Below are 12,199 nucleotides of genomic sequence, written 5' to 3' on the forward strand. Positions count from 1 at the left end.
TTACCTTGTTAAAGATTTTATAAAGTTTAGAGTCAGATATTTTTGTTATCCAGTATTCAGCTGTTTTTGCAAACATGCTGTGAGTGAAATTATAAATAGAACACTTTTATGATAGATAAAGAAGAACAAAAGAAGGTAGATAGACAGAATATTTTTAAGTTAGTTGTCTCTCAGTTTTTAATCAATCTAGGAGATGTCTTGATCAATCCAAAAGTTACCTTGCCATGGTTGTTACAAAGCTTGGGAGCCTCCTTTGTACCTGTTAGGCTGGTTGGTGCCAATACGTGAATCTGGCTCTTTGTTGCCGCAGTTAATTATTGCGCATTTCATTTACAAAGTGAAAATACGAAAGTGGGTTTGGGTGTTGGGCAGTCTTATTCAATCTCTATGTGTCATGATGATAGGGTGTGCTGCTTTGTTACTTGAAGGAGCAAGCGCAGGCTGGATAATTATTGTTGCATTGATGGTATTTAGTGTAGCAAGAGGGCTTAATTCTGTAGCGTCGAAAGATGTGCTTGGTAAGACTGTGGTGAAAAATAAGCGTGGAAGGGTGACTGGATGGTCTTCTAGCGCTTCAGGACTCATAACAATAGGCATAGCTGTTTGTACGTTATTTTTCTTCGATAGTCTTCAAGGTGATGTGAGCTTTTATGTTTGGGGGATTGTGGCTGCTACAATGATTTGGTTATTTGCCGCTTTGATTTATTCTTTGGTTCAAGAGCCTTTAAGTGAAGTTAGCGACAAGAGGGCAAATCTTATTGATGTATTTAAAGAGTTTAGGCTATTAAGAACTGATTCGGTGTTTCGCGAATTCGTTATTGCTCGTTCGTTATTTTTATGTGCAGCTTTGAGTGCTCCTTATTATGTGTTGATTGCCCAACAGAAATCCGATAGTGCTGTGTTTGTGTTGGGTATATTTATACTGGTGAGTGGCTTAGCTTCTCTATTTTCATCTCCTTTTTGGGGTTTTTTTCGGATAACTCCAGTCGAAAAGTTATGTTGATATCTTCTCTATTAGGATCATTATCAGGTATTGCTTTATTTTTAAGCATCAAGTTATTACCAGAAACATTTTCTGTGGTCTGGCCTGTTGCTGTTCTATATTTTATTTTAAGTGTGGCGCATCAAGGCGTGAGAATTGGGCGTAAGACATATTTAGTTAATCTAGGTGAGGGGAATAAGCGAACCAGTTATGTATCTGTAAGCAATACCATCATTGGCATTGTTTTATTAGTCATGAGTGGTATCAGTTTACTGACTTATATGATTTCGTTGGAAGGGCTGATTTTAATCTTTTCGATGATTGCTTTGATTGGCTGTTTTATAGTGATTCGTTTGCCTGAAATTTAACTAAAAAGCGACTGTCGTGCTGTTGGATAGCCGTCGCTTTTTAAGTGTACCAGGCGATTAGTTAGGTAATGGAATGGATGGAGCATGTTTAATTCTGTTTAAGACAACGGTAGAGGTTAAGTCTCTTACACAGGGAAGTTTAGCAAGAGATTCACTTAAAAATGTTGAAAGAGAGGGTAAGTTTTCACTGATCACTCTTAACCAATAGTCCGCTTCTCCACTGACAGAATAGCATTCAAGTATTTTAGGAATATCAATAATCGCCTGCTGGAATTGTATATCTGAGTTTTTGCTGCCCTTATCAAGCGTCACACTGACAAATGCCGTCACTTGATAACCTAACTCGCTTGCATTAAGTTGAGTAAAATAAGCTTCAATAAGATTGCTTTGTTCTAGTCTCTGTAAGCGTCTTGAGCATTGAGAGGGTGATAGATTGATTTGCTCTGATAATGCGACGTTAGTCAGCCTTGCGTTTGTTTGGAGTGCTTTAAGCAAACGCCAATCATAGCTGTCTAATTCAATGTGATTCATTCAAGATTCCTTATCAGTATCTTATGCACTGTTATTTTTATATAGGCTCAATGGTTTAAGCCTTAGTGCTTAGAATAAGGGGTTTTATAAAGTAAACAAGTAAAAAAACGTTTTATTTGCTGTATTTTAAACATTTTCTTGCACTTTTCTAGCGTTCTTAATTGAAGTGGCGTCATAAAAAATGCCGCACATCGTTGTTGATGTGCGGCATTTCTATATTTTTATCTAAATGGATAAAGAGGTGATTATTTTGGCAGGTTTTTGGCTAACCATGTCAGTGCATCAGGGTAAGGTGATGGTAGTTCTAATCCTGTTAACGCCGTTTGTAATACCGAGTAATTGCCGGAACAAAAATTGAGATGTCCTACTTTTCTTCCTGGACGCACTTCTTTTTTATACCAGTAAAGCTCTAAACCTTGAAGATTTAGCCAGTCATAGTTTAAATCAACGCCAATTAAGTTGACCATCATGCTTTGATTTTTCACCTCAGCAGGCGCTAATGGAAGACCTGTGACAGCTCTCACATGATTTTCAAACTGACATATGCTTGCGCCAGCTTGTGTCCAATGCCCGCTGTTGTGGACCCTTGGGGCAAGCTCGTTAATAAGCAGTTCATCATCTACACGGAAACACTCCATCGCCATTACGCCGACGTAGTTTAAAGCCTCCATAAGCTTGCTAAGCATGGCTTCTGCTTTACTTTGCAAAGGCTTCAAGCGCTCTAAGGGGGAAATAGACGCGTATAGGATGCCGTTAATATGAAGATTAAGTGTTAGAGGGTAAAAGTGCATTTCACCATTTTTGCCTCGAACACCAACTAATGATACTTCTTCATCAAAATTAATGGCTTGTTCCGCAATAGCGTGGCCTTTCCAATCTTCAGGTATCTCAATGCCTTCAGATTGTTTTAACCAATACTGACCTCTGCCATCATAACCACCTCGGCGACGTTTCATCAGAACCCGTTCACCTAATGTCTCGTGGGCTTTTGCGGCTGTGGAGTCTGCTTCAACAGAAAACCATGGTGCTGTTGCTAGCTCAAGACGATCTAGCCATTGTTTCTGGGTTAGACGATCGGCCAGTTGTGGAAAGGTGGCTAGGTTGACAAAATTGCTATGTGTCGCAAGTTGTTTGGTGGCTACGGTTTCTGGCCATTCTTCTCTTTCAGCTGTCACAATATCAGTTGGACCTAGTGCTAAAGTCTCGGTTGACTCTATATCAACTGGACGCACATCAATACCGAGTGGAGTTCCGGCTTGTTTTAGCATGGCGCCTAACTGGCCAGCACCTAATACCCATAGAACGGACATAATTTAAGCCTCTCTTGGGTCTGGGTTTGCTAAAACACTTTCAGTCTGGTGTTTTCTAAAAGCATCTATTTTCTTGGCAAGTTCGGGATTAGAAATAGCAAGAATCTGACAGGCTAGTAAACCGGCGTTAAAAGCACCCGCATTACCGATGGCTAGGGTACCAACAGCAACGCCTTTTGGCATTTGTGCAATAGATAGCAGGCTATCCATGCCATTTAACGCTTTGCTTTGTACCGGTACGCCAAGCACTGGTAAGTGAGTGTGTGCAGCAACCATACCTGGCAGGTGCGCAGCACCACCGGCACCACCAATAATGACTTTAAACCCTTTTTCTGCAGCACTTTCTGAAAATTCTGCAAGTTTGACTGGTGTTCGGTGAGCGGAAACAACTTCTACATGGTAGCTTACGCCAAGGATGTCCATGATTTCTGCGGCATTTGCCATTGTTTCCCAATCGCTTTTTGATCCCATTATTAGGGCTACATCTGCTTGCAAAATTATTCTCCTACTGGTGTGTTCAACGTGGTGCTGGGGGATACGTCGAATTTAGCAATGAATTAGTGGTGTATATATGTGGCCTAACACATTTATGAACGACAGGATTTTAGCCGATTTTGAAGGAAACCGCGAGCTTTGGGGGAGCAGTATCAGTAGGAGAAAAAAGAGCGACTAGAGTCGCTCTTGGAGGTATTTTTCATAATCCGGAACTTGTCGTTCAAATTCGTTTTCGAATAAAGGCGACGTTACCAAAAAATTGGCGGAAGAAACACTACAAGCAATCGGGATATTCCATACAGCCGCAACTCGAAGCAGAGCCTTAATATCAGGGTCATGAGGCATTGGTTCAAAAGGGTCCCAGAAAAAGATCAACACATCTATTTTGCCTTCCGCAATTAGGCCACCAAGTTGTTGGTCGCCACCAAGTGGACCGCTAATTAGAGACTGTACAGGAACATTTAATTGCTTTTGCATTAAGTTGCCTGTCGTGCCTGTTGCCATGAGATTATGCTTAATCAGCTTTTCTTTGTGTATTTCAGCCCATTTGATCAGTGCTGGCTTCATATTATCATGAGCAACCAGAGCGACATTTTTGCGCTCTGGTGTCGTGATGGTTTTTTGCTGTAAGGTTTTGCTTTTCACTGCGAATTATTCCTCACCAGCACCAACTTTTACGACTTTCATCATGTTTGTAGTGCCATAACTTACCAAGTGATCGCCTTTTGTAACTATCACAAGATCACCGTCTTTAATTAGACCAAGTGACTTAACATGGTCAACCAAGCCAGCCACAATGGTATCTACATTAAATTCTTGTGAAGAGAAGGCTACAGGTGTAACGCCGCGATAAAGGTTTACTTTATTAAGGGTTGCTTGGTTTGGCGACAAGGCATAGATTGGTAAACCAGAGCTAATGCGTGACATTAACAATGGTGTTGTCCCTGAATCCGTCAAGCTAATGATGGCTTTAACGCCTTCCAAATGGTTGGCCGCATACATAGCGGACATTGCGATGGTTTCATCGATACTTGTAAAAGTAACATCAATGCGGTGCTTAGAACGGTTGATTGCTGGTTGCTTTTCAGCGCCCAAGCAAACGCGGTTCATGGTTTTAATGACTTCTTCTGGGTACGCACCTGCTGCTGTTTCGGCAGAAAGCATAACGGCATCTGTGCCATCAAGCACAGCGTTAGCAACGTCAAATACTTCCGCTCGGGTTGGCATAGCGCTGGTGATCATGGTTTCCATCATTTGTGTTGCCGTAATAACAGGGCGGTTCAACTGACGGCAGCGTTTGATCATGTGTTTTTGTACGCCAATCAATTCAGCATCGCCAATTTCAACGCCTAAGTCGCCACGAGCAACCATGACAGCATCAGATGCGAGAATAATAGCATCTAATGTTTCGTTATCAGCAACCGCTTCTGCACGTTCAACCTTGGAAACAATGCCAGCTTTTAAACCTGCTGCTTCTGCTAATGCACGTGCTTCATGCAGATCGTCGGCGCAACGAGGAAAAGAAACGGCTAGATAATCAGCCTTAAGGGCTGCTGCTGTTTTGATGTCTTCTTTATCTTTGTCGGTCAATGCGGCGGCAGACAGTCCACCACCTTGGCGGTTTATCCCTTTATTATTGGATAAGGCGCCACCAACGATGACTTTAGTGATAACTTCTTGTCCCTTTACGTCTAATACTTCAAGAACAACTCGTCCGTCATCGAGTAATAAAACGTTGCCTGGCTGAGAGTCTTTTGCCAGTTGCGGATAGTCAATACCAACACGCGTTTCGTCGCCGCTATTTTTGTCAAAACCTACATCTAGGATAAAAGTAGCGCCGTCTTTCAATTCCACTTTTGTGTTCTTAAAGCGAGCGATACGAATTTTTGGGCCTTGTAAGTCACCAAGAATAGCCACATGACGACCATTCTTTCTTGCCATCTCACGAACAACTTCAGCACGATTGATATGGTCTTCAGGCTGACCATGAGAGAAGTTTAAACGAAACACGTTGGCACCAGCCAAAATCAGTTTCTCAATCATTTCTGGAGAGCTGGAAGCAGGGCCTAATGTGGCAACAATTTTAGTTCTACGAGTCATTTTATTTACCAAAGATTAGAAAGCGTGAAGTGAAGTATAAGAGACGACGAAGGCTGCGTCAGCAGCCTTCGTGTATTTTGACTATTTTGCAGCCATTAATGCGATAGTATTATCGAGCATTCGGTTTGAGAAGCCCCATTCGTTATCGTACCAAGCCATAACTTTTACTAATTTACCTTGTACTCGCGTTTGTGTCGCATCAAAGTTAGATGTGTAGGCATTGTGGTTAAAGTCTGAAGAAACCAATGGCTCATAATTGACATGCAATACTTGTGCAAGAATTGGGTCTGCTTTTACAGCATCTTCAATGATTTTATTTACTTCGTCTACGGTCGTTTCGCGTGGCGCAAGGAAAGTTAAGTCAACCAAGGATACGTTAATAGTAGGCACACGAACTGCCATACCATCAAACTTACCAGCAAGTTCAGGAACCACTAAACCAACAGCTGCTGCAGCGCCTGTTTTGCTTGGAATCATGTTTTGAGCTGCAGCACGAGCACGGTATAGGTCTTCATGGTATACATCAGAAAGACGCTGATCGTTTGTGTAAGCATGAATGGTTGTCATTAGGCCACTTTCGATTCCTAGTTTGTCGCTTAAAGGCTTAGCAACTGGCGCTAGGCAGTTAGTAGTACAAGACGCGTTAGAAATCACCGTCATGTCAGAGGTAAGGACATGCTGATTTACACCATAAACAACAGTAGCATCAACATCTTTGCCTGGAGCAGAGATAATGACTTTTTTGGCACCCGCTTTGATGTGAGCATTTGCTTTATCTTTTGTAGTAAAGAAGCCTGTGCATTCGAACACTACATCAATATCTAGTTCAGCCCATGGTAGATTCGCTGGGTCGCGTTCAGAGAAAGTGCGGATTTTGTCGTTATTAACGTACAGTGCTTCATTATCAAAGGTGACTTCAGCATTAAAGCGGCCATGAACTGTATCGTATTTTGTCAAATGAGCGTTGGTTTTTGAATCACCAAGATCGTTAATGGCTACTATTTGGATTTGATCTCGTTTACCTGATTCGTATAGCGCTCTTAGAGTGTTGCGTCCAATGCGTCCATAACCGTTAATAGCTACCTTAATCGTCATACTCACCTCTAAAAATAGTGCGGAATTTGTGATGCTTTCGAATTCGAACACATCACGTTCAATATTGTTCTTTGACGTAAAAATACTACATAAGTAATTTTTTAATCAAGGATTAGTAACAAAATCCTTTCATTTTGGCTGTTTTTTAATCAAATAATGATCGGAGACAAATATTGTACAGATTTATGTTACAAACGTAAGCGTATTTTAGCTGAAAATATGTCACTAGTTGAATAGTTATGTAAAAAAATTACAAAATAAACATTTATTTTTTGATTTTAGTGGGTTTTGAGCGTGAAATTAATTTAAAATGTAGTAATATTACATAAAATCTTTGCATCGGGCGGGATGCTAGGATAACAGAATGAAAATGGAGAGAAGCATGAATCCGATTGTTGCTAAGGTAACGAACGACATTATTGAGCGAAGCAAAACGCTACGTAAGCAATACCTTAAAGATATGAAGAAGGCGCAAGAACAAGGGCCGCACAGGGGGAAGCTGTCTTGTGGTAACTTGGCTCATGGCTTCGCTGCATGCCAGCCTCAAGACAAACAAAAGTTAACCTTAATGGAAGAGGCGAATATCGGCATTGTCTCTTCTTACAACGATATGCTATCAGCTCATCAGCCTTATGAAAGCTACCCTGACCAAATTCGTGCGGCGGTTCAGGAGATGGGCTCTGTTGCCCAGTTCGCTGGCGGCGTGCCTGCTATGTGTGATGGGGTCACTCAAGGCCAAGATGGCATGGAGTTGAGTCTTTTTAGTCGTGACAATATTGCACAAGGTGCGGCGATTGCTCTGTCTCACAATATGTTTGATGCTGCTATTTATTTAGGGATTTGTGACAAAATCGTACCTGGTCTCTTAATAGCTGCATTACGTTTTGGTCATCTGCCTGCCTTATTTATTCCTGCGGGTCCAATGCGTTCTGGTATTACCAACGCGGCTAAAGCGGCGGTTCGTCAGCGTTATGCACAGGGCCAAGCGTCTCGTGAAGAATTGCTTGAAGCAGAAGCGGCTTCCTACCACAGCGCTGGTACTTGTACCTTTTATGGTACGGCTAACTCGAATCAGCTATTAGTCGAAATCATGGGGCTTCAACTTCCAGGTTCTTCCTTTGTGAATCCAGATGATCCGTTACGAGGTGCTTTAACGAAATACGCGTCTCAGCTGTCTACAAAAATCACTGCGTTAGGTCGAGATTATCGTCCTTTATATGACATCGTTGATGAGCGCAGCATTGTTAACTCGATTGTTGGTTTATTGGCAACGGGCGGTTCAACTAATCACACCATGCATATTGTTGCTTATGCTCGCGCTGCTGGCATTATTATTACGTGGGATGACTTTTCTGCGCTTTCTAAAGTTGTGCCATCCTTGACTAAAATTTATCCGAATGGCCAGGCCGATATTAACCATTTTCATGCCGCTGGCGGTATGGCGTTTCTCGTTAAGCAATTGCTGAAAGGTGGTCTATTGCATGAAGATGTTAATACCATCGTAGGTAAGGGACTAACACATTACACCAAAGAGCCTTTCCTTGAAGGTGACAAGCTTGTGTGGCGCGACGGTACAGATGAAAGTTTGGATATGAATGTCGTGCGACCTATCGAGAATCCGTTTAGTAAAGAAGGTGGCCTGGCATTGTTGAAAGGCAACCTAGGTCGCTCTGTGATAAAAGTATCGGCTGTTAAAGATGAAAATCGAATTATCGAAGCGCCCGCTGCGGTGTTTCATAGTCAAAATGCTTTGGCGGATGCCATTGCGAGTGGTGAATTGAAGCGTGACTGTGTGGCTGTAGTGCGTTTCCAAGGCCCTAAAGCCTTGGGTATGCCTGAATTGCACAAGTTGACGCCATACCTTGGTAATTTACAGGATCAAGGCTATCGAGTGGCGTTAGTAACGGATGGCCGTATGTCTGGGGCATCGGGTAAAGTGCCTGCTGCGATTCATTTAACGCCAGAAGCGCTTGCCGGTGGTTTGATTGCCAAGATTCATGACGGCGACATGATTCGCTTAGATGCCGTCGAAGGGACTTTATCTGTGCTTATCTCAGAAGAAGAGCTAAGCAAACGCGAAGCGGCTCAACAAGACCTAACCGACTCTCATCAAGGTATGGGACGTGAATTATTTAGCGCGCAACGTATTTTAGTAAGTGGTGCAGAACAAGGTGCTTGCAGCTTGTTTAATGATTAAACCTTTCCTCTGACTACTAACATTTGTTAGTAAATGGTGTTTAGGGGCTTGTTTCAAGCCCCATTTTTTTGCCTATTATTTGTCCTTTCCCTTTTATCTTGCTTTTTATTGTCTGTAGTTAGCCTTCCTAAATTGGCTTTTGTTAACGCAAACTCAGTCACATCTCTTTTGCTTAAATAAAAAGTGCCCGAATTCTGTGTGTCGAATCCGGGCCTTTTTAATCACTATTTCAGAAGACTATTTGTTTAGTTCATCGTATCTAGTGCTTTCTCATATTCGTCAAAAGACTCTGTCACAGACTCTTCTGGTGCCCCAGTTGCTAAGCTCACAACAACAATAGCAATTGTGGATAGCAAGAAGCCTGGAAGAATCTCATACAGATCGAAAATGCCACCAGTTAGCTGTTTCCAAATTACAACCGTCACGCCACCTACAATGATGCCCGCGAGAGCGCCATTGCGGTTCATGTTACGCCAGAAAAGGCTTAGCAGAATGGCAGGGCCAAATGCGGCACCAAATCCAGCCCATGCATAAGACACAAGGCTAAGTACGGAGCTTTCTGGGTTTAAAGCAAGCACGAGTGCAATAAGAGAAATGGCCACTACCGCAAAACGTCCAACGCTAACGATTTGTTTTTGTGTCGCTTCTTTATTGAATAGTTGTTTGTAGAAATCCTCTGCTAAAGCAGAAGAGGATACAAGCAATTGTGAGTCTGCAGTACTCATGATAGCCGCTAAGATGGCAGCGAGAAGAATACCTGCAACGATTGGATGGAAGACCGCATTGACGAGAATCATGAAGATTTTCTCAGGGTCAGCCAAATTACCCGCTAAATTGCTATCCACAAACGTGATGCCGACTAAACCAATCAAAAGAGCACCAACCATAGAAAGGAAGGTCCAAATGACGGCAATACGACGAGCGGTTTTAATGTCTTTATTAGAGCGAGACGCTTTAAAGCGAGCTAGGATGTGAGGTTGACCGAAGTAACCTAATCCCCAAGCCACTAGAGAAATAATGGCGATCGCACTCAAAGGTTCACCGCTTACACTCGTCCAGATGTTTAATAAATCTGGATTTTTTGCCGTGAGCGTATTAGAAAGATCTGACCAGCCGCCATCTAGTGCGACAAGAGGTACGATGACCAAGGCTGCACTCATCATCAAGCCTTGTACTAAATCCGTCCAAGCAACGGCGAGGAAGCCGCCAAAGAGAGTGTAAGAGACGACGCAAACCGTACCTATGATCACTGCGTACGTATAATCTAGACCAAACACGGTTTCAAACAGTTTTCCGCCAGCTACCAAGCCAGAACTTGTGTAGAACAAGAAAAATAGCAAGATGAACAGTGCAGAGATGGTTTGAATGAGCTTGGATCTATCATTAAAACGTTTTGAGAGGAAATCCGGAAGTGTTAACGCATTACTGGTTTGAATACTGTAAGTACGAAGACGTTTTGCACAGATTAGCCAGTTTAACCATGTTCCGGCAAGAAGACCGCCGGCAATCCAGACGGCTTCCATACCGGCGGCAAAGGCGTAACCTGGCAAGCCAAGTAGTAACCAACCACTCATATCCGATGCACCCGCTGATAGCGCAGTAGGCCAAGGGCCTAAGGAGCGTCCGCCAAGAAAGTAATCCTCAGAGCTGGAAGTGCGTTTGTAGGCGTACAGCCCAATTCCTAGCATAACTACTAGATAGGCTAGGAATGTAAAGCTGATAGCATAGCTGCTTTCTATCATTATTGTCCCCTAATGAAATTATTACGGGTGAAATAACCTTGGATAGATAAGGCTATTTAATCAGCATGAATAAATCTTATCCAACTATTGCGATGGCCAGCAATATGACTGATTGAAAGATGGTGCTTAAAATAAGCGTCGTCTAGATCACACCCGAAAGAGTTATAATTGTTAAATCGTTACTGTGATAGCCATTGATTTAATATGTAAGAATAATCAGATTCTCGTAAAGAGAATGGATCGCATTATGACATATTCAAAGACCTTGAGCGATTCTAAGTGGCTGTGTCAGGATAATCTTTCAAATTTCTCGGACAAAGTTACAAAAAAATCTGATGCTCCTGCCAAAATGGGCAATTAGTTCAAATATTTATTTATTTAAGGGCTGAGTATTCGGAAGGCAAAGAAAAAACAGGTGAGCAATTTACACCTGTTTTTATGGCATTACTTCTTTTCTACTTTTGGTAGGCGAGTGTCTTGCACACTTTGTTTGAGTTTTTTAAGGTGCGCATTGAATTCTGGTCCACGTTTTAATAGAACACCTGTCGCCAGAGCGTCAATTAGGGTCAGATAGACAATACGTGAACTCATTGGCGTATAAATATCCGTATCTTCCGTTTCTTCAATTGGCAGCACAATAGAGCAATGCTCAGTCAATGGCGAATCTGGATTGGTAATGCCAATAACAGAAGCTCCTGTTGCTCTGGCAACGCGTGCGGTCTCGATTAATGGCAAAGTGCGCCCCGTGTAAGAAATGATGACAATCGCATCGCCAGCATGGGCTCCTGCTGCAGCCATCCGCTGTACAAGTATGTCTGTGTACGCGACAACAGGCATATTTAAACGAAAGAATTTATGATGAGCATCTTTCGCAACCGGCCCTGATGCGCCTAAACCATAAAACTCGATACGCCGAGCTTGAGCCAATACATCGACAGCTCGGCTGATCAGTGATTCAGGTAAAATTTCTTGGGCGCGAGTGAGATTGTTTTTCGCGGCTTCAAAAATTTTAGCGGTGACGGCACCGGGTGCATCATCAGGCTCTACGTTTAAATTGACATAGGGCGTTCCAGTAGCGAGGCTTTGAGCCAGTGATACTTTAAAATCAGGAAAACCGCTGCCGATTAAGCTACGACAAAAACGGTTTACGGTTGGTTCACTGACTTCGGCTCTGGCGGCAAGTTTCGCAATACTAGAGTGGATGGTCGTTTTGGGGTCGGCAAGAATGGCTTCCGCAACTTTTCGCTCGGATTTGCTTAATGTGCTTAGTCTTTCTTGTATTTTACGAATAATGTCTTCGTGTTTATTCATTGATCTGCTTCAAAGTTGTCTATTGACTCGGATTGTTCAGTTGTTCATTCTGACAGCCACTTACAATT

At 42.6% G+C, this 12,199-nt stretch carries 12 protein-coding genes; 4 read left to right on the plus strand and 8 right to left on the minus strand.

Going from position 1 to position 12,199, the window contains the following annotated elements; genetic code table 11:
- The first annotated feature begins 108 nt into the window (after positions 1-108).
- The 3 genes from AC0L6V_RS22265 to AC0L6V_RS22275 are packed head-to-tail and all read left to right on the plus strand — an operon-like array spanning position 109 to position 1,350.
- Positions 109-288 (plus strand): hypothetical protein, encoded by a 180-nt coding sequence (locus tag AC0L6V_RS22265; RefSeq protein WP_418138619.1) that lies wholly within the window; start codon positions 109-111, stop codon positions 286-288.
- Positions 275-1,003: an MFS transporter gene (locus AC0L6V_RS22270; RefSeq protein WP_418138620.1), complete on the plus strand. Its 729-nt coding sequence runs from the start codon at positions 275-277 to the stop codon at positions 1,001-1,003. The genes AC0L6V_RS22265 and AC0L6V_RS22270 overlap by 14 nt, the downstream gene beginning before the upstream one ends.
- Entirely contained in the window at positions 997-1,350 is a 354-nt protein-coding gene (locus tag AC0L6V_RS22275) for a hypothetical protein (RefSeq protein WP_265220529.1), read from the plus strand. Before AC0L6V_RS22270 ends, AC0L6V_RS22275 begins: the two co-directional genes overlap by 7 nt.
- Positions 1,351-1,407: 57 nt before the next feature.
- Here AC0L6V_RS22275 and AC0L6V_RS22280 read toward each other — a convergent pair whose 3' ends face one another.
- From AC0L6V_RS22280 to gap, 6 genes are all read right to left on the minus strand, one after another.
- The gene (locus AC0L6V_RS22280) at positions 1,408-1,881 is read right to left on the minus strand and encodes an Lrp/AsnC family transcriptional regulator (RefSeq protein ID WP_265220530.1); all 474 of its coding nucleotides are present in this window, start codon (positions 1,879-1,881) and stop codon (positions 1,408-1,410) included.
- 245 nt (positions 1,882-2,126) lie between these two features.
- The gene (gene purK, locus AC0L6V_RS22285) at positions 2,127-3,191 is read right to left on the minus strand and encodes a 5-(carboxyamino)imidazole ribonucleotide synthase (RefSeq protein ID WP_265220531.1); all 1,065 of its coding nucleotides are present in this window, start codon (positions 3,189-3,191) and stop codon (positions 2,127-2,129) included.
- A 3-nt stretch (positions 3,192-3,194) separates the two neighbouring features.
- Positions 3,195-3,686: a 5-(carboxyamino)imidazole ribonucleotide mutase gene (gene purE / locus AC0L6V_RS22290; RefSeq protein ID WP_265220532.1), complete on the minus strand. Its 492-nt coding sequence runs from the start codon at positions 3,684-3,686 to the stop codon at positions 3,195-3,197.
- 174 nt (positions 3,687-3,860) lie between these two features.
- Positions 3,861-4,331 (minus strand): methylglyoxal synthase, encoded by a 471-nt coding sequence (locus AC0L6V_RS22295; protein WP_265220533.1) that lies wholly within the window; start codon positions 4,329-4,331, stop codon positions 3,861-3,863.
- Between the two features lie 6 nt (positions 4,332-4,337).
- Entirely contained in the window at positions 4,338-5,786 is a 1,449-nt protein-coding gene (gene pyk, locus AC0L6V_RS22300) for a pyruvate kinase (RefSeq protein WP_265220534.1), read from the minus strand.
- Positions 5,787-5,867: 81 nt separating this feature from the next.
- Positions 5,868-6,881 carry a type I glyceraldehyde-3-phosphate dehydrogenase gene (gap, locus tag AC0L6V_RS22305; protein WP_265220535.1) on the minus strand — a complete coding sequence of 338 codons (1,014 nt, stop codon included), beginning with the start codon at positions 6,879-6,881 and terminating at the stop codon, positions 5,868-5,870.
- A 382-nt stretch (positions 6,882-7,263) separates the two neighbouring features.
- Between gap and edd the strand changes: the two genes are divergently transcribed.
- A complete protein-coding gene (gene edd / locus AC0L6V_RS22310) occupies positions 7,264-9,078 on the plus strand; it encodes a phosphogluconate dehydratase (RefSeq protein ID WP_265220536.1) in 1,815 nt (604 codons plus the stop codon).
- 245 nt (positions 9,079-9,323) lie between these two features.
- Here the strand turns inward: edd and putP are convergent, their stop codons facing one another.
- Both putP and hexR read right to left on the minus strand, forming a co-directional pair.
- Positions 9,324-10,820 carry a sodium/proline symporter PutP gene (gene putP / locus AC0L6V_RS22315; protein WP_265220537.1) on the minus strand — a complete coding sequence of 499 codons (1,497 nt, stop codon included), beginning with the start codon at positions 10,818-10,820 and terminating at the stop codon, positions 9,324-9,326.
- A 444-nt stretch (positions 10,821-11,264) separates the two neighbouring features.
- Entirely contained in the window at positions 11,265-12,131 is an 867-nt protein-coding gene (gene hexR / locus AC0L6V_RS22320; protein WP_111607872.1) for a transcriptional regulator HexR, read from the minus strand.
- Positions 12,132-12,199 lie beyond the last annotated feature (68 nt).

This window comes from Marinomonas sp. G8-14 (genome assembly GCF_055808935.1).